Genomic DNA, 16,778 nt, shown 5'->3' on the forward strand with positions numbered 1-16,778 from the left:
CTTTGCTCTATATCGAACCAGCACTGAAGGCATGTTCCAGCACTTCTTTTCTCATTTCGTCTGACATATTGATAGTTTCATCGAACTTAATACCTATCAAATGCCCTTTGGGCTCTCTACTGATTTTTACAATGTGACAGCCAAGGTTCTCAGGCAGTGAAGTTATCAATTCGCAGCGGATATCAACTTTACTGCCAGTTTGTAATTCGTTTTCTCCAGCTACAAAAATTCCACAGCCAGAAACGGACAAATCCGCCATGACGCCAGATACTTCACTGTTTATTGTGCTGATGCTAGCAGGTAGTGAAATTGAATAACGTTCATGCTCCCGAATAGTTTTCGTCGCAAAATGTTTGGGAGGGCGTAAAAACAGAAGGTTAAAAGGTCTTCTAATCGACTGATAAGTTGAAGTTTTAAACGCAACAATATGTCCGTAGTCTTTGTTGCAAATGCCCCTCACCACGGTTTGTACATTAGAAAGCTTACGCATGACGAGTAATTCCAATGCTTTGATTGGAAGATCGAGGATCAAATACTGTTGGGTCTTATGTCCGACTAGGGTGGTTGTGAAATCGTAATTGTCGTTTGGGCCGAATTGGAAACTGACCGACAACTTCATGCCATTCTGGAGGTATTTTTCGAGTTCAGAGATGTTATTGGAACTTGATGTCGACATATCTATTTTAACCTTGCCGTGTCGTTTTTATTATTGAGTACGGTATAAGGTTGAGTATATTACAAAACTCTTCGAATTTTAGTCGAATCTAAATTAAATATGACGACATCATTTTGGGAATGAGATCTAACGTTCAATTAGTAATTGAAGCGTACACCCATAGCGATTTGAGGTCCCCAGATACCCGCGTTTCTCGCTTCAGCACTCAAAGACAACTGGTCTGTTGAATGGAAACGGACACCACCAATAAACACACCGCTTTCATCAGCGCGACCAATCTTGGCATGAACTTCAAGTTGGTTAGTCAACCATACGCGGCCACCAATATTCAACTCGTAAATAAATTCGGAATCATCACCTTCTTCTTTGGTGTAATTGACATGATGCAGCAACATTTGTCCGTATATGTCCATGAATTGGTTAATAGGGCCATTGAAACCAATACCACCAGCCATATCCCAATCTTCATCAAAGCGAGTATCCGCACGTAAGATAAAGTGAGAGTTATCTGTAAAATGGGTACTAAATTCACCGCCAAACGACTCAGGGCTAATAGCAGTTCTTACTTCAAGAAAATTGTAGCTAAAGTTGTTCGCCATTGCGGTGTTTGGTACTGCGAAAGCAAAACCAATTAAGCTTAATAGACCTGCCTTTTTTAACATAAGTGTATTCGTCCTGAGTGAATTAAAATGTAAAGATACATTATTTATTAGCAAATTACAGGCCATTGTATCTTAACTAATATAAGGTGATTAAAAAATTTGATGGATGTAATGTTTGTTTGCTTTTTATCTGCTCTATTTTTACATCATTCGTGTTGATATTCAGGACATTAGTTCAAATTTGGGTATAGTATGTTTAAAAAATCAGTACAAGAAATACGATGAAAATGAAGACTCAAGCTCTAATGGTACAAGGTACCACTTCTGATGCGGGTAAAAGTGTATTAGTGGCAGGTATATGCCGAGTGTTGGCAAGACGAGGCTGCAAAGTCGCGCCATTTAAACCACAGAATATGGCCTTGAATAGTGCGGTTACTGCTGATGGCGGCGAAATTGGCCGAGCACAGGCTGTTCAGGCTCTCGCTTGTGGCATTGAAGCTTCAGTACACATGAATCCTGTTTTACTCAAACCTAATTCGGATACGGGTGCGCAAGTTATTTTGCAAGGTAGGGCACTCTCTAATATGGAAGCGCAGAGTTATCACGACTATAAAAAGGTTGCGATGGAGACGGTTCTAGATTCATTTGGCAAACTTCAACAGCAGTATGAGTATATTGTGATAGAGGGTGCAGGCAGCCCAGCGGAAGTGAATTTAAGAGAGAACGATATTGCCAATATGGGTTTTGCCGAGGCGGCAGATGTACCTGTGATTATCATTGCCGATATTGATAGAGGCGGTGTTTTTGCCCATCTTTACGGGACGTTAGCTCTATTATCTGAGTCTGAGCAAGCTAGAGTTAAAGGTTTTGTTATTAACCGTTTCAGAGGTGATATTGCTCTTTTACAGTCAGGGCTAGATTGGCTGGAAGAAAAGACAGGCAAGCCTGTACTTGGTGTACTCCCGTATTTGCACGGTTTTGATTTAGAAGCAGAAGACGCAATTACTGCTAATCAAGTTAAAGCTGAACAAACCAAGCTTAAAGTCGTCGTTCCGGTTTTTACACGTATTAGCAACCATACCGATTTTGATGCCTTGCGACTAAACCCTGATATTGACCTGCGTTATGTCGGTAAAGGAGAGAAACTTCAACATGCTGATCTGATAGTTTTGCCCGGCAGCAAATCAACTCGTGCGGATATGGAATATTTGCGCTCACAAGGTTGGGATAAAGATATTCAGCGTCATATTCGTCTTGGTGGCAAGGTCATGGGAATATGTGGTGGCTATCAGATGCTTGGTCACTGGATACACGATCCAGATGGTGTGGAAGGCAAAGCGGGTAGCTCAAAAGGGCTTGGTTTGTTGGATATGGGCACTACGTTAACGTCGCAAAAACAACTAACGAATGTCAAAGGTACGCTCCATCTCAACAACGAAAGTGCCCGTGTTTCCGGCTATGAAATTCACGTTGGGGTATCTGAACTCGCGGTGGATTCGCATTCAAAGCCTATTATTACTCTTGATAATGGTAATAGTGATGGACTAGTCAGCCCTTGTGGTCAGATCCTTGGTACTTATCTGCACGGTGTCTTTGATGAGTTTGAAACAGCGAGTCTAATTTGCCGTTGGGCGGGAGCAGAAGAATTGCAAGAATATGATCATGTGGCGACTAAAGAGTTGGCAATCAATAGAATTGCAGAGGCAATAGAAGAGAATATGAATTGGAGTTCCTTATGGGACGGTGCATTCAAGGTTAAATAAAATGAAGCAGATCATATTATGCCTAGGATTACTCCTTTCTAGTCATTCAGTTTTGGCCAAAGATACCGTTACAATCTATGCCGCATCATCAATGACCAATGCGGTAGGTGATTTAGTTGAAGCTTACAATCAACAACATGACAGTCATATCGTAACCGTGTTCGGAGGTTCATCCTCATTAGCTCGTCAGATTGAAAGCGGTGCTCCTGCGGATGTTTTCCTTTCTGCGAATGAGAAGTGGGTAAGCTATCTTGTCGAAAAGAAACTGGCCGATATAGATAAGGTCTCATTGATTGCCGGTAACCAATTGGTGTTAATAAAACCTGCGAGTTCACCGACACAGTCATTCAAATTGGATCAAAAGCAAGAGTGGAATAAAGTGCTTGATGATTCTCGAATAGCGGTAGGGAATACAGATTCCGTACCAGTCGGTATTTACGCCAAAGAGGCGCTCACTAACTTAGGTGTTTGGAGTGAGGTCAAATCTAAATTGGCTCAGACAAATAACGTTCGCAGTGCGTTAGCATTGGTTGAGCGTGGAGAATCAGCATTAGGCATCGTCTACAAAACAGATGCTTTACTTTCTGATAAAGTAGAAGTGGTGCAGTCATTTGAACCTTCGCTGCATGGAGCAATACACTATCCATTGGTACAACTTAACGACAAGTTAAGCAGCAAACAACTGGTGGACTTTATTCAGTCTGACGAAGCCAGAAGCATACTAAATAAATACGGATTCCGTACAGACATGGGAAACGAGAAATTTGCTCAGTGACTATTTGCTTAGTGACTATATGCTCAGTGATTATGAGTTAACCGCACTGCTATTAAGTTTGAAAGTGGCCGCATACGCTGTTGTGTGGCTGCTACCTGTTGGAGTAATACTTGGCTGGGTACTTGCTCGTAAAGAGTTTGTTGGTAAAAGCGTGTTGGATAGCCTAATTCATTTGCCTTTAGTGCTTCCGCCTGTGGTGATCGGTTATTTGCTGTTGATCTCGATGGGCAGGAGAGGCGTAATTGGCAGTTGGCTCTATGACTGGTTTGGCGTTTCTTTCAGCTTTAGTTGGCGTGGCGCAGTTTTGGCTTGTGTGGTTGTGTCACTTCCTTTGATGGTGCGAGCGATTCGTTTAAGCGTAGAAAGTATTGATATTAAACTTGAACAAGCGGCAAAGACGCTTGGCGCTTCACCGATAAAAGTATTCTTTACTATTACTCTACCTTTAACACTGCCTGGTGTAATAACCGGAGTCATGCTTGCCTTTGCGAGAAGTTTAGGAGAGTTTGGCGCCACAATCAGTTTTGTTTCAAATATCCCCGCTGAGACTCAAACCATTCCGTTAGCTATGTTTACCTTCCTTGAAACACCGGGAGAAGAAATGGCGGCTGCACGCTTGTGTATTATTTCAATCGTTATTGCACTGTTATCACTTCTGACTTCTGAATGGGTAAGTCGACGAGTAAGACGCCGTTTAGGAGTGAGCCAATGAACCAAGGCGTTAAGGTGACTTTCCAGAAGCATCTGGAAAACGTGGAAATGAACGTGGATTTCATTGCGCCAAGCCACGGTATTACCGCAATTTTCGGACGTTCTGGTGCCGGAAAGACCTCGATAGTGAAGGCTGTAAGTGGTTTATTAAGCCCCGACACAGGTAAGATCGTGGTGAACGGTCGAACCGTATTTGATAGTACTCAGGGCACAAATATTGCGGTTGAAAAACGTAACCTCGGCTATGTGTTCCAAGAACCAAGGCTTTTCCCTCATTATACGGTTCAGGGAAATTTAAATTATGGCGTAAGAGAAAAAGACGATGAATATTTCAACTCCATCGTTGAGTTATTGTCTCTAGAACCTTTATTGTCTCGTTATCCAAAAGGGCTCTCAGGTGGCGAGAAGCAACGTGTTGCGATAGGCAGAGCATTGCTGTCGAAACCTGATTTATTGCTAATGGATGAGCCGTTAGCTTCTTTAGATTTGCCTCGTAAACGTGAAGTCATGCCTTTCTTAGAGATGCTATCTAAAAAGGTGAAAATTCCGATTCTCTACGTGTCGCACAGCTTAAGCGAAATTCTAAGATTAGCGGATCATCTTATCGTGATAGATGAGGGCAAGGTTGTCTCAGATGGAAGAATAGAAGATGTTTGGTCATCAAAAGTGATGCGTCCTTGGCAATCTTTTAGTGAGCAAAGCACTTTATTTTCCGCCACGGTTAGCAAACACAATCTGGAATATGGTTTGACTCAATTGCAATTTGTCGAAGGTTTAACTTTTTGGGTTCAACAAGTTGATGCCGAAGTTGGATCAACCGTTCGTCTGCAAATTAGAGCAAATGACGTTTCGATCGCTCTGGATAAAAATGAAAAATCTTCAATTCGAAACATCTTGCCAGCTCGTATCGCGAGTATTGAATATCAGCACTATGGTGATAATAAAAAGAGTGTCGCTGTAAAGCTGGATTTGAAACAAGGTTGTTATCTATGGGCAACTATCACCAAATGGGCCTTGGACGATCTAAAGTTAGAGGAAGGCATGCAGGTTTTCGCACAGATCAAAGGCGTTAGTGTTTCACAAAGAGATATTGCGATAGCGAATCTTTAAAAGAGAAGTGTGGGGGTTAGATATGGATATCAAGCAGACTGCCAATCATATCTTGCTCGCGTTGAATCACATTGGTTCCAACGCGATTATATTGAGCCGCTTGGTTTAGCTTTAGCATTGGTTCAATATCGTTTTTTGAAGGGTGGTGGGCTTTTTTGTGTTCAATAGCATTGAATTTGAGCGCGTAATTGTCCGAAAAGTCATTCTTGAATGAATTGGACTCTTGAATCTCTCTTGCTGCTTCGTCAGCCATTTTATATGACTGCTGAACAATAGGGTAACCAGACTGTAGAGATGAAATTGACATACGCTAATCCCTCTTAGTGATAAAAGCTTATGCCTTGTTCATTTATTATGCAAGTTAACGGTGCACAAACGCAGTTACGAAAACAACTTAGAGATTAATTCTAACTCTTCAGAAGTCACCAGCTCAGATCTTTCCCCTTCTAGAGAATGAGAAATCTCACCTTGCAGCGCACGCAGTTGCTGAGGTGTTAACTGCTGTAACTGTGATTTGAAATTGTCAAACTGAACGCTGTTCATCCTAATGTCCCGTAATAACCTGTTTTCACGTCTCGCCATGGTCTTGTAGTTCATGAGCACCTAAACCTTACTGTGTAAGATAAGACTGACATTCATGTTAGTATTCGTGCTGATGCTTATGTCCGAAAAGTGTCAGGTTATACGCCTGTTAATGTAAAAAAACGCATATTGGTGCCAGTTATTCTCAATGGCACCAATATTGATTCTACAAGGACGGTTGCTTGCTAGGAGGGACACGTACAGCGAACTTGGCCGCCAGTGAATGCAACTCGGGTAGCATTCGGTAGATCAAATGGAGTTGTTGAAGCACCAAGCGAGCAGAACTGCTATCTTCTTCACGCCATTCACTTAGACGTTCTTTTAACCCTGAATCATCAATATTGATCGCGTCAGATTCAGTGCAGTGATTATACAGTTGCTGATAGAGCGCATCTAAGTGCTGGTGAATCACGCGATGAGACTCCAAGACCAATTGGTGCACCGTCTCATCATCAATTCGAGTTCGGTGAGCGCCTAATGCTGAGGTGTAGCTCAGTAAAGCATGATTAAGAGTGAGGAAACGAAAACTCTCATCTGTTGCGGCTCTATATTTACCCGGTTCTGCAAGCATATTACTTACTGCTACGGCTAAAGCAGCGTCTTGGTTATGCGCCTGACGCCTTGCAATTCGGTAACTCAGGTTATCTTTCTTACCAATTCGATATTGACCGATGATCTGATCTAAATACTGCTTGTTTGCATCTACAGCATCGGCCATCACCTTGTGTAAACGCTTTGACTGCCAGTCTGGAAGAATAAAGTAAACGGCAAACACTGCTAGCGCACAACCTGTTAGCGTATCTGCAAGGCGAGGGAATACCACGGCATAACCTTCGCCAAGCTGGTTGAAGCAAAACAGTACGAGTACGGTAATAAATCCGGTCGCATAGCCATAATTGTTAATACGGAAGGCGAAAAACATCACGCCGGAGAAGACGATAAATACTAGCTGGCTTTCAAGCGAGGGAAATAAGGTTAACAGCGGCACGCCTATCAACAGGCCTGCAATAGTGCCAATGATCCTCGCTTTCAGTTTTTGACGTGTTGAGGCAAAGTTTGGTTGGCAGACAAATAAAGTCGTTAGCAGAATCCAGTAACCACGCTCAATCCCTAACCCTTGAATGATCCCATACCCAGCGGTTAACGCGAGAGACATTCGAACGGCATGTCGGAACAGTAGTGAATCAGTCGTCAGATTAGATTTAATCCTTAACCAAGCCGTTTTGAACGTATGTGCTTCAGTATCTTGTAAGATGCCATCTTCAAGTTTTGTCGTGTCAGGATTGCTCACGTTACATAACTGTTTTTCTACCGTCGCGAGGTTATTGAACAGATATCCAAGCTGAGCAAGTGACACTTTCCACTCTTTATTCTCTTGTTGTTGAAGATGATTAAGGGATAGTTGAAGTTCATCAAGCGCGATGATCGAATCACTATCATGGGTATAAGGCAAACCTAACTGAATAGAGTGCGCGACTTGATGGCAAGCTTGAGCTTGTTTCTGTAACAAGTGCTTAAGCCGAAACAGCACGTCTGAACGCTCGAACTGTCCTGAAAGCTCCTGATAACGATAATGGGTTGAACTTACCCTCTCATGAATATCCTGTGCCAGAAAATAGATATTAAGAAAACGGTCGCTAGCACTGTCTACGTGGCCTCTCTTTGAGCGAGTAAGAAATACCGCTTTACACTGATTGAGTGCAGAAACTGTGGCTGAGTTTAAGTTGGCTTCAGTAATACGATGCGGTTGAGGCGATAAACCGGATACAGGGTGGAACAGTTCCGCTTTAGCATCGAGGTACTGACCGAGCTGAACAAACACGTTGGCAAGGCTTTGTTGCACTGGTTGAAGCGGCCAGAGAACATGCCAGATCATTGAAAGGAAGTAATACCAAGTACAACCAGTCAGTAATAGTAAAGGCTGGAACCAAATATTCGTACTGTGATGAGCGCCTAACATGGTGTAGATAGCAATAAGCAAGGAGCCGAAGGCGATACTTGCATAACGGCTACCAATAGCGCCGAGCATGATGAAGCCAAAAGTTGAGGTAAACAGGCCGATGGCGAAAAGAATCGGCGTTTTAAACAAGATCTCAATTGAGAAGGCAGCAAGAGCAAAACAGAAAAATGTCAGAGTGATGGCTTTTAGTCGACCTGTAAAGCTGTCGTCTCGCTCGGCAAGTGCCGCAGCGATAACACCCAATATCAGAGGAGTCACCCAAGTATTTAGACTGTAATACCAAGTTGGAACGACAACACCGAGTAGTGCAATGCAAATCAGCACACTGTAGTTGATGGTTTTATTAGCCCAGAGAACACGAAGTCGTTTTAGCAAATACACGATGGCCCATCACTGTTAAAAATAAAAATTGAGTGTATCAGACTGTGTTGATAACTTTTTGATCAAATTACATAAATAATCTCATGCGAGCACAAAGTAAACATCAAACATTATTGACATTATTTTGGCTTCACGCTAAGTGGTTAGGGTATGATGGTTGGCAACGAATTCAAAGAGCAAATATCAATGCAGCTGAGAGCAAATAAGACTGCACAGTTTTTTATTTCTAGTGAATATAATCAAGTTGAGCTTGGTAATGAATGTGTCATTCTCTCATCGTTAATGACTGAAGAGCATATTCCTTTTAACGTGTGGAATGGAAAAGTAAAAATTCAACGTGGTGCCATTTGGGGAGCACTTCAATTCTTCGCACATGAAGAAAATGGTAAACAGCGAACTTGGTTAGTTCAGGGGTTACCTTGGCCTGATTGCCGCCAATTTGCCCACAAAGCTGTTGCTATCTATCAAAATTGGCACAATCAACAATGTGCTCAGTTGAGCCAGTATCTACCACAATGGCAGCAAGAGCTAACGCGCCTTGTTCGATTACCTTCATTCTTACCGCATTCGCTAGTGGATAGCTGGGTTAATCGCGTTTACGACGATTTGACTACCATGGGTATGTCATTAGAAGAAGCGCATAAGCGTTTGCCCGAACACATTGCTAGTTTGTCACCTTGGATACTCAATACTTCTGACCAACTCTTAGAAAGAAACAGTCGTTGGATTGAAAATGAAAGATTGAACTGGGAAGTTTTGTTCAATCAGGTTGAGTCTTCACCACTAAACATTTCTCAGCAGCATGCCGTGTTACTCAATGATGATCACAACCTCGTCTTAGCGGGTGCAGGTTCAGGTAAAACAAGCGTGCTCACCGCTAGAGTCGCTTATCTTTTACAGAGCCATTTAGCCCAAGCCGAAGATATCTTGTTGGTCGCTTTTGGCCGTGACGCTGCCGGTGAAATGGAGCAGAGATTAAAGAACAAAATAGGCTTAGCGGCAGAGAAGATCCAAGTAAACACATTCCATCAACTTGGCTTGAGTATTCTAAACAAGGTTGATGGTGGTAATGCCGTTATCTCACCAATTGCTTTAGATGAAAAGCTTAAGAAGGCATGGTGTATCGACTGGCTTAAACGCCACTGGATGACACCGACAAACTTTAAGCGTTGGCAAAAACATTTATCACAATGGCCAATTGCATATCTGGCGGGAGATGATGAACTCGGCAGCCATGTCGAGAACCCAAAATTGATTGCTTGGCTTGAGAAACAGTTAGACCAATTGGCCTTACTTGGCATATCGAAAAAGTCGGTCCAAGAGCGTTTGGTTGAGCATCCTGATTATCCTCGTCTTAATAGTGAACTCGCTCTATGTTGGCCTTGCTATCAAGCTTGGCAAGAAATGCTCAAAGAAAGCAACCACATCGACTTCAACATCATGATCAGTCGTGCTACGAATTATGTGACGAAAAGGAAGTTCGCTGCTCCTTGGAAGTTCATCATGATTGATGAATATCAGGATATATCACCGCAGCGTTTGGATCTGATTCAAGCTTTGTGTGAACAGAATACAAACCAGTGCAATTTGTTCGCGGTTGGTGACGATTGGCAATCGATATACCAATTCGCGGGATCCGATGTCGATCTCACCACCGATTTCGAATCACGTATGCCATATTCGACAGTGCATCATCTAGATACAACCTACCGTTTCAACGATAAGTTGGGTGAAGTGGCGAATCGTTTTGTTCAGCAAAACCCACAGCAACGTGAAAAGACACTCAACAGCGTGAAGACACAAAGTAGCAAAGCGGTAGTGCTATCGCCGAGTAGCAGCGTTGAGAAAATTTTAGATGGTTTAAATCGCAAAGCATCAGGCGTAAAAACGGTACTTTTACTTGGCCGTAATCATTACCACAAACCTGAACTGTTGCGAGATTGGCAAAACAGTTTCTTATCACTTAAGTTAGAATTTATGACCTGTCATGCCAGCAAAGGTAAAGAAGCAGATTATGTGATTATTCTTTCTGTGGATGAAGGGCAGTTCCCTGCGAGAGTTAAAGCGTTACACCTTGATGGCGCATTGACAGCCTCTAATGACAATTTTGCATTTGCAGAAGAAAGACGATTATTTTATGTAGCAATGACTCGTGCACGTGAGAAAGTATGGATTACTTATACCGGAAATGGTTCAGTGTTTGTGCAGGAGTTGTTGAATGGCGATTATCCAGTGACTAAGAAAAGTTAAAAGGATTCCATATGACCCAAGCATTATTATTAGTGGATGTTCAAAATGATTTTTCACCATCGGGTGCTTTACCTGTTGCGGATGGTGACCAAATTGTCCCCGTAATTAATCGGCTAATTCCTCATTTCAAACACATTGTTGCAACTAAAGACTGGCATCCAGCCGGGCATTCAAGCTTCGCTTCTTCTAATGATCAGAAGGTTGGGGAAGTGATCGTTTTAGATGGTATACCGCAAATCATGTGGCCAGATCACTGTGTTCAGGACAGCGAAGGGTCGGAGTTCATTTCTGGTCTCAATGTTGAGGCGATTACAAAGGTCATTTACAAAGGAACCAACCCTAAGATTGACAGCTACAGCGGCTTTTTCGACAACCAAAGACTTCAAGCGACGGGATTGGCAGACTATTTAAATTCACGAGGAATTAAAGAGTTAGTAATTGTTGGTCTCGCAACAGATTACTGTGTCAAGTTCACGGCCTTAGATGCGGTTTCTCTTGGATTCAAAACTTCGGTTGTTCAAGATGCTTGCCGAGGCGTAGAAATGGCGCAAGGCGATGTAGAAAGTGCTTGGAAGCAAATGAAGCAGGCTGGTTGCAAACTCATCCAGTCGGATGACATTGCGGGTTAGTTACCTTGCCTTGTTTGTTATCTAGAACGTTGTTTTTATCAAGAAAAAATCCCCTGAGAAGGGGATTTTGCATATTTGGTTATAGACGCTCTGCTAAGTAAGCTTGGTAATCAGGGATCTCGATACTCACTTCTTTATCCATGAATTCTGAGCTAAACAGGAATTTGGCTGTTGCTCGGTTTGTTGCAACAGGAATATTCCAAACTCCAGCAATACGCAGTAATGCTTTAACATCAGGGTCATGTGGAACTGCATTAAGCGGATCCCAGAAGAAAATTAATACATCAATTTTACCTTCAGAAATCAATGCGCCTAGTTGTTGGTCGCCACCCATTGGGCCACTGATAAGGCTTTTGATAGGTAGGCCAGTTTCTTTGTTCAACATGTTACCAGTGGTACCAGTAGCGTATAGAAAGTGACCCTGTAGTTTTTCTTTGTTCTCTTTTACCCAGCGTAGAAGTTCAGGTTTACAGTTGTCATGTGCGACAAGAGCTACGTGTTTTGACGCAGCCATTGTGCGGGTTGTTATTTTCATCTATTTGTTCCCAACAATTGGATTTGTTACTTAAATAACGAAATACCTGTGGTTATTCAATCTCTTTTATTGAAAATGTTGTTATTTCGCCTATTCGTTCCTTAAAACCATGATACAGGTTTCAATTGGTTAAATTGTGACAATCTCTGGTTGCATGTGTTTCATCATCAAATATTTTGAGACACCAGAACTTAGAACGGGGAAGAGATGGGAATGGTATGCAAAACTAGCCGGATACAGTGTCGAACAGCCAGCCAGTTTTGTAGGAAGTCCAATATGTTATTTGTTGCTAAAACTTATAACTTTCAGGAACGACGACGATACCTTTTTCAGAAATTGTGAAATGTTTAGCATCTTCCTTAGAGTCTAATCCTATCTGTGTATTGGGGGGTATGTTCACGTGCTTATCAATAATGCAATTTACAAGCTGGCATCCTTCACCAACTTCAACATCATCAAATAAGATACTATCGACAACAGTAGCACTGTCATTGATCACTACACTTCCAGAAATGATCGAGTGATGAACTGAACCGCCAGAGTTGATAACTCCGTTAGAAATGATGGAGTTGATGAAAATCCCCTCATTGCCAGTTGCTGAAGAGACAGTTCTGGCAGGTGGAAGCTGCGGTTCATAAGTTCTAATCGCCCAGTTCTTTTGATAAAGGTTCATCGGCGGAACTGGCTCCAATAGATCCATATTGGCTTCATAAAAGGAATCTATGGTACCGACGTCGCGCCAATAGCAATCACGATCAACACGTCCTTTCTCATTACAGAATTCATACGCATAGACGCTTCGGCCTTCAATGAGTTTTGGAATGATGTCTTTACCAAAATCGTGCGTAGAAGCTTCTACTTCAGAGTCTTCATGCAGTGCTTGTTTAAGTACATCCATAGAGAAAATGTATATCCCCATAGAAACAAGGCTAGAATTGGGGCTATTTGGCATTGACGGTGGGTCATTGGGTTTTTCAACAAACGAAGTGATTCGGTTCTCTTCATCAATCCCCATAACACCAAAGGCTGACGCTTGTTCTCTTGGAACTTCCATGCAAGCAATCGTCAGTTTCGCGCCCTTAGCCTTATGTTCCTCCAGCATGGCGGCATAGTCCATACGATAGATATGATCGCCAGAAAGCACGACGACGTGTTTAGCGTCGCTACGAGAGAGTAGCCACATGTTGTGGAATAGAGCATCTGCTGTACCTTCATACCATTTTCCACCCTTTCGCATTTGTGGGGGGACAACAGTGATAAATTCACCCAATTCAGGATTGAAAATAGACCAGCCATCTCGTAGATGCTTTTGTAAGGAATGGGACTTGTACTGCGTCAATACGAGGATTCGACGTAATCCGGAATGTAGGCAGTTGGTTAAGGTAAAATCAATAATTCGATACTTACCGCCAAAAGGTACTGCGGGTTTGGCACGATCGTCAGTGAGGGGGGATAATCGTGAACCCATACCGCCGGCTAGTATTACCGCTAAGGTGTCTTGCATCTTATTTCTCCCTAAATATGTGCAATTCATTTTCACTTTTTAGAGAGTAGTACAAGTTTCGAGCCAAAGTTGAATACCCAGTCTTTTCTTGGGTCATTTATATGAGAAAACACTAATGCACCAAAATAATGCAAATAGCTCGACTATTTGGCTTTTAAATGGTGCAAATAATTGTCTATAAAAAGTTCTCTATTGTGGCTGTTAACTAATAGAGTTAAACCCTTAATCTTTTGTCGAGTTTACAATGTAAATCTCATGTATGGCATGGCTTATGGTGGTAAAGGTGCAGTGATATTTTGCAAGGTTAAGATTTCGCGATCGTAGTAGCTCCTCATTGTAAAGAGTTGCTGTTTAAAGTTAGTAAACTCTTGTATCAGTTGCCTGTTAGATTGCACATAGTGTTGCGCTGCCACTTCATTTGTTATCAGCCTATCAACTTCGCAGTCTTGTCCTATTTTATTCCATGCAGATATTTGCGTAGTCACTTCCTCAGAGATCTCATCTAAGTATGAGACTAATGAGCTGATCTTTTGCCGTGATTCCAACGCAGCTTCTATTTGTCTATCGATCTTGCTTCGAAAGTGATTTGAGTTCTTAGCCCATAGATAGGTGAGTTCTTGGTTCGAAAACTCAAGATGGAGAAAAATGGACTGTTGGAAACTTGGTAACCACTTGTTGTATTTCTGCGCTAACGAATTGTACTTGCGATCTAACGCTTGTTGAGAAACAAGCGCTTTGTTCCAATCTTGCTCATTACACTGGCTCGCATGGGTAAGCCAAGATAAAGTTATCAAGATAATGGTCGTTATAGAGATCAAGTGCGTTTTAGATAGTTTCATTGTCGAATGCTAATGTACTCACAAGAGTGGTAATCCTAGCGGTGGTCAAATAATCACCACGGCTAGTATTATTGTAGTTAAAGAAAAGAAAGTATTGAGAATCCTCTGGGCTCAAACCATAAGGTATGGCGTATACAAATGAAAAAATTGCTGATGGTTGTATTTTTGCTTCTTGGAGTTGCTGGCGCCGGTGCAGGTTACTACCTGTTTTACTACAAACCTCAACAAGAATTGGCCAACCAAGCTGCTGCTGTCGACGATCAAGCAGATAAAACAGAGGAAGTAAAACCTCAAAACATTGCGGATTTAAAGCCAGAGAATATGGAATTCTATGTTGATGCAGAAAAGCTTGGGATACGAGAAGCAGCAAATTTAGATGCCTTTGTTCAGCGCTATCTTTATAAAGGCGAAAAAGTTCGTCTACTAGAAAAGAAAAATGGCTGGGGGCGCGTCTCTGCATACTTTGTTTATGAACAGGGTGGGCCTGAAATTGCTGAGTGGATTCCTTTGGATGGACTCGTTGAGCAAGCTCCTGTGATTACAGCAGAAGAACGGAAGAAAACAATTCAGGGCTACATTGCCGCTTCAGATGATCTCGTGCAATTCGAAGAGATGTTTTTAAAAACGACGGACAAACTACTTAACGATGGAAGCTGCTCACCGGTTGACTTTGAAGAACTTGGTGGCTGGGTGAAGTCAACCAAATATGCTGATCGCGATGTGTATTTTATATACTGTGGTGGGCTTAAACTAGCAGACAAGATTTATTTGGATGTTCGTACAGGCGAAGTGTTTTATTGAGAACTTAAGTAGGCGTTATCAACCTTTCCCATCTTGATCTTGGCAATCAGCGTACCATTTGTTGCGTTTTGTCTGAGCGTTAATCTCGATTGATGTAAAACAACGGTTTGTTCAAAAAGTGATTTACGCTCAACTCATTCCTTCGATTGTTAACTAATCTCTTAAATGATGATGTGTTGAATATCGCTTGGTGATATTTAACGCTTATTCCTAGATTGAATGTTTAGGAGGACTTATGAGTATTGAAAGACATGGTTTATCGATAGGTTTAGATAGAATTGAGAATGAGTTTTTTGTTTCAATCAAAGCCGTTGGTCGTCTTACCCATGACGACTATCAAGTTATCTCACCGATGATCGATGCAGCTTTGATTAAAGTAAATCAACCCAAAGTAAAAGTACTTTTCGATGCCACTGAACTTAAAGGATGGGAGCTAAGAGCCGCTTGGGATGATTTCAAACTTGGGTTAAAGCATGGCTCAGATTTTGACAAGATCGCCTTGTATGGTAATCGAGAATGGCAAGAAGTCTCGGCAAAAATCGGTAATTGGTTTGTCTCTGGTGAAATTAAATATTTCGAAAGTTATAGCGATGCGGTAACGTGGCTGAAAAACTAATGATGAAGAATTAGTTTAGTCAGAAACATGTTGAGGAAGGATCCTCAGTTACTATCAATAGGGAAATAATGGATAAATTAACGCCGATGACGTCTATGTACTTTGAGCAGTTGCTCAGTATTGCAAGGCGTAAAAGTGTCATTGATACCACGAGCGATTGGTTCAACGGATCTCAGACATATCTCAACGAGATGCGTACAGAGCTTGATGAAGTATTAGAAGAAATCCCCCTTAATCGTCGCTGTTATCTAGAGCAAGAACTGGGGGATTTGCTTTGGGACTACCTGAATCTTCTCCTCGCATTAGAATCTGAGAGTGAAATCCAGTTAGAAAGTGTTCTTGAAAGAGCGTGTATCAAGTTTGAACAGAGAGTCAGCGGGCTAGAAAATGGCTTCTTATGGAGCGATATTAAAGCCAGGCAAAAGATTTCTTTGGCTGAACAACAGCAAAAATGGGAATTGCAAAGCTGCGTCCTACCTTCCAGTAATTTAAGTAAATAATTGAAAATAAAATTATATTTGGGGGTGTTTTTGACCTCTAGTTTCACTATTTATCGATAAAAGGGAGTATCTATGTCTAAGCATACAGCTAAAATTTCGTGGTTTCGCAAGGATGGCGAAGTGTTTAGCGATAATAAATATAGTCGAGCTCATGTATGGGAGTTTGATGGTGGCATCACCGTTCCCGCGTCTCCTTCACCAAGTGTTGTTCCTTTGCCGTACTCGGTGGAAGAGAATGTTGACCCAGAAGAGGCCTTTATAGCTGCATTATCAAGCTGCCATATGCTTGTTTTCCTTTCTATCGCTGCTAAAAAGCGTTACGTCATCGACGAGTATATTGATGATGCTGAAGGTGTGCTTGAGCTTAATGAAAACAACAAAGAATCTATGACAAAAGTGATTCTACGTCCAAAGGTCACTTTTGTTGGTGACAATATCCCAAGCCACGAAGTGCTAGAAAAAATGCACCATCAGGCGCACGACAACTGCTTCATTGCTAACTCGGTGAAAACTGAAGTCGTCACTCAGATTGTTTATTAAGGAA

Annotated in this window: 18 protein-coding genes; 10 read left to right on the forward strand and 8 right to left on the reverse strand. The window is 42.0% G+C overall.

The annotated features are described in order from the left end of the window. Positions 1–7 precede the first annotated feature (7 nt). Both P4S58_RS17540 and P4S58_RS17545 read right to left on the reverse strand, forming a co-directional pair. On the reverse strand, positions 8–676 hold the full coding sequence (locus tag P4S58_RS17540; protein ID WP_042487206.1) for a PilZ domain-containing protein: 669 nt from the start codon (positions 674–676) through the stop codon (positions 8–10). 137 nt (positions 677–813) lie between these two features. Next, positions 814–1,338: a hypothetical protein gene (locus tag P4S58_RS17545; RefSeq protein ID WP_269350332.1), complete on the reverse strand. Its 525-nt coding sequence runs from the start codon at positions 1,336–1,338 to the stop codon at positions 814–816. A 221-nt stretch (positions 1,339–1,559) separates the two neighbouring features. On the opposite strand from P4S58_RS17545, the gene P4S58_RS17550 reads away from it, so the two are divergent. The 4 genes from P4S58_RS17550 to modC are packed head-to-tail and all read left to right on the forward strand — an operon-like array spanning position 1,560 to position 5,637. Next, positions 1,560–3,041: a cobyric acid synthase gene (locus P4S58_RS17550; protein ID WP_337164950.1), complete on the forward strand. Its 1,482-nt coding sequence runs from the start codon at positions 1,560–1,562 to the stop codon at positions 3,039–3,041. Position 3,042: 1 nt separating this feature from the next. Beyond that, on the forward strand, positions 3,043–3,816 hold the full coding sequence (gene modA, locus P4S58_RS17555; protein WP_337164951.1) for a molybdate ABC transporter substrate-binding protein: 774 nt from the start codon (positions 3,043–3,045) through the stop codon (positions 3,814–3,816). A gap of 19 nt (positions 3,817–3,835) precedes the next feature. After that, positions 3,836–4,528, forward strand: a complete 693-nt coding sequence (gene modB / locus P4S58_RS17560) for a molybdate ABC transporter permease subunit (protein ID WP_102955268.1) — start codon at positions 3,836–3,838, stop codon at positions 4,526–4,528. Then, complete coding sequence (modC, locus tag P4S58_RS17565) at positions 4,525–5,637, forward strand: molybdenum ABC transporter ATP-binding protein ModC (RefSeq protein ID WP_337164954.1); 1,113 nt, start codon at positions 4,525–4,527, stop codon at positions 5,635–5,637. The genes modB and modC overlap by 4 nt, the downstream gene beginning before the upstream one ends. A gap of 16 nt (positions 5,638–5,653) precedes the next feature. Here the strand turns inward: modC and P4S58_RS17570 are convergent, their stop codons facing one another. The 3 genes from P4S58_RS17570 to yccS all read right to left on the reverse strand — a co-directional run bounded on the left by P4S58_RS17570 (position 5,654) and on the right by yccS (position 8,560). After that, the gene (locus tag P4S58_RS17570) at positions 5,654–5,944 is read right to left on the reverse strand and encodes a hypothetical protein (RefSeq protein WP_337164955.1); all 291 of its coding nucleotides are present in this window, start codon (positions 5,942–5,944) and stop codon (positions 5,654–5,656) included. A 74-nt stretch (positions 5,945–6,018) separates the two neighbouring features. After that, positions 6,019–6,180, reverse strand: a complete 162-nt coding sequence (locus P4S58_RS17575; protein WP_167828610.1) for a hypothetical protein — start codon at positions 6,178–6,180, stop codon at positions 6,019–6,021. Between the two features lie 205 nt (positions 6,181–6,385). Further along, on the reverse strand, positions 6,386–8,560 hold the full coding sequence (gene yccS, locus P4S58_RS17580) for a YccS family putative transporter (protein ID WP_337164957.1): 2,175 nt from the start codon (positions 8,558–8,560) through the stop codon (positions 6,386–6,388). A 186-nt stretch (positions 8,561–8,746) separates the two neighbouring features. On the opposite strand from yccS, the gene helD reads away from it, so the two are divergent. Together helD and pncA are read left to right on the forward strand one after the other, a co-directional pair. Further along, positions 8,747–10,810 (forward strand): DNA helicase IV, encoded by a 2,064-nt coding sequence (helD, locus tag P4S58_RS17585; protein ID WP_337165824.1) that lies wholly within the window; start codon positions 8,747–8,749, stop codon positions 10,808–10,810. Between the two features lie 11 nt (positions 10,811–10,821). Further along, positions 10,822–11,439, forward strand: a complete 618-nt coding sequence (gene pncA / locus P4S58_RS17590) for a bifunctional nicotinamidase/pyrazinamidase (protein ID WP_102969067.1) — start codon at positions 10,822–10,824, stop codon at positions 11,437–11,439. Positions 11,440–11,518: 79 nt separating this feature from the next. Here the strand turns inward: pncA and P4S58_RS17595 are convergent, their stop codons facing one another. From P4S58_RS17595 to P4S58_RS17605, 3 genes are all read right to left on the reverse strand, one after another. Then, positions 11,519–11,974: a methylglyoxal synthase gene (locus P4S58_RS17595; protein WP_102955263.1), complete on the reverse strand. Its 456-nt coding sequence runs from the start codon at positions 11,972–11,974 to the stop codon at positions 11,519–11,521. Positions 11,975–12,263: 289 nt separating this feature from the next. Beyond that, positions 12,264–13,508: a glucose-1-phosphate adenylyltransferase gene (gene glgC, locus P4S58_RS17600; RefSeq protein WP_337164959.1), complete on the reverse strand. Its 1,245-nt coding sequence runs from the start codon at positions 13,506–13,508 to the stop codon at positions 12,264–12,266. Positions 13,509–13,747: 239 nt separating this feature from the next. Then, positions 13,748–14,317 (reverse strand): hypothetical protein, encoded by a 570-nt coding sequence (locus P4S58_RS17605; protein WP_102955261.1) that lies wholly within the window; start codon positions 14,315–14,317, stop codon positions 13,748–13,750. Positions 14,318–14,455: 138 nt separating this feature from the next. Between P4S58_RS17605 and P4S58_RS17610 the strand changes: the two genes are divergently transcribed. The 4 genes from P4S58_RS17610 to P4S58_RS17625 all read left to right on the forward strand — a co-directional run bounded on the left by P4S58_RS17610 (position 14,456) and on the right by P4S58_RS17625 (position 16,774). After that, entirely contained in the window at positions 14,456–15,118 is a 663-nt protein-coding gene (locus P4S58_RS17610) for an SH3 domain-containing protein (protein WP_102963939.1), read from the forward strand. A gap of 235 nt (positions 15,119–15,353) precedes the next feature. Further along, positions 15,354–15,734, forward strand: coding sequence for an STAS/SEC14 domain-containing protein (locus P4S58_RS17615; RefSeq protein WP_102966842.1), 381 nt, complete (start codon positions 15,354–15,356; stop codon positions 15,732–15,734). Between the two features lie 68 nt (positions 15,735–15,802). Then, positions 15,803–16,234 (forward strand): MazG nucleotide pyrophosphohydrolase domain-containing protein, encoded by a 432-nt coding sequence (locus tag P4S58_RS17620; protein ID WP_102966841.1) that lies wholly within the window; start codon positions 15,803–15,805, stop codon positions 16,232–16,234. A gap of 72 nt (positions 16,235–16,306) precedes the next feature. Next, positions 16,307–16,774: an OsmC family protein gene (locus tag P4S58_RS17625; RefSeq protein WP_102969069.1), complete on the forward strand. Its 468-nt coding sequence runs from the start codon at positions 16,307–16,309 to the stop codon at positions 16,772–16,774. Positions 16,775–16,778: the final 4 nt, after the last annotated feature.

Origin of the sequence: Vibrio sp. Hal054 (genome assembly GCF_037162405.1) — a bacterium.
GTDB classification, from domain to species: domain Bacteria; phylum Pseudomonadota; class Gammaproteobacteria; order Enterobacterales; family Vibrionaceae; genus Vibrio; species Vibrio diazotrophicus.

Excerpts from the sequence above, each read along its gene's own strand:
- P4S58_RS17620 (WP_102966841.1), top strand. The coding sequence starts at position 15,803 with ATGGATAAATTAACGCCGATGACGTCTATGTACTTTGAGCAGTTGCTC.
- P4S58_RS17545 (WP_269350332.1), bottom strand. The coding sequence starts at position 1,338 with ATGTTAAAAAAGGCAGGTCTATTAAGCTTAATTGGTTTTGCTTTCGCA.
- pncA (WP_102969067.1), top strand. The coding sequence starts at position 10,822 with ATGACCCAAGCATTATTATTAGTGGATGTTCAAAATGATTTTTCACCA.
- P4S58_RS17615 (WP_102966842.1), top strand. The coding sequence starts at position 15,354 with ATGAGTATTGAAAGACATGGTTTATCGATAGGTTTAGATAGAATTGAG.
- modC (WP_337164954.1), top strand. The coding sequence starts at position 4,525 with ATGAACCAAGGCGTTAAGGTGACTTTCCAGAAGCATCTGGAAAACGTG.
- P4S58_RS17540 (WP_042487206.1), bottom strand. The coding sequence starts at position 676 with ATGTCGACATCAAGTTCCAATAACATCTCTGAACTCGAAAAATACCTC.
- P4S58_RS17550 (WP_337164950.1), top strand. The coding sequence starts at position 1,560 with ATGAAAATGAAGACTCAAGCTCTAATGGTACAAGGTACCACTTCTGAT.
- P4S58_RS17575 (WP_167828610.1), bottom strand. The coding sequence starts at position 6,180 with ATGAACAGCGTTCAGTTTGACAATTTCAAATCACAGTTACAGCAGTTA.
- P4S58_RS17605 (WP_102955261.1), bottom strand. The coding sequence starts at position 14,317 with ATGAAACTATCTAAAACGCACTTGATCTCTATAACGACCATTATCTTG.
- P4S58_RS17625 (WP_102969069.1), top strand. The coding sequence starts at position 16,307 with ATGTCTAAGCATACAGCTAAAATTTCGTGGTTTCGCAAGGATGGCGAA.
- P4S58_RS17595 (WP_102955263.1), bottom strand. The coding sequence starts at position 11,974 with ATGAAAATAACAACCCGCACAATGGCTGCGTCAAAACACGTAGCTCTT.
- modB (WP_102955268.1), top strand. The coding sequence starts at position 3,836 with ATGCTCAGTGATTATGAGTTAACCGCACTGCTATTAAGTTTGAAAGTG.
- glgC (WP_337164959.1), bottom strand. The coding sequence starts at position 13,508 with ATGAATTGCACATATTTAGGGAGAAATAAGATGCAAGACACCTTAGCG.
- modA (WP_337164951.1), top strand. The coding sequence starts at position 3,043 with ATGAAGCAGATCATATTATGCCTAGGATTACTCCTTTCTAGTCATTCA.
- P4S58_RS17570 (WP_337164955.1), bottom strand. The coding sequence starts at position 5,944 with ATGTCAATTTCATCTCTACAGTCTGGTTACCCTATTGTTCAGCAGTCA.
- P4S58_RS17610 (WP_102963939.1), top strand. The coding sequence starts at position 14,456 with ATGAAAAAATTGCTGATGGTTGTATTTTTGCTTCTTGGAGTTGCTGGC.
- helD (WP_337165824.1), top strand. The coding sequence starts at position 8,747 with ATGCAGCTGAGAGCAAATAAGACTGCACAGTTTTTTATTTCTAGTGAA.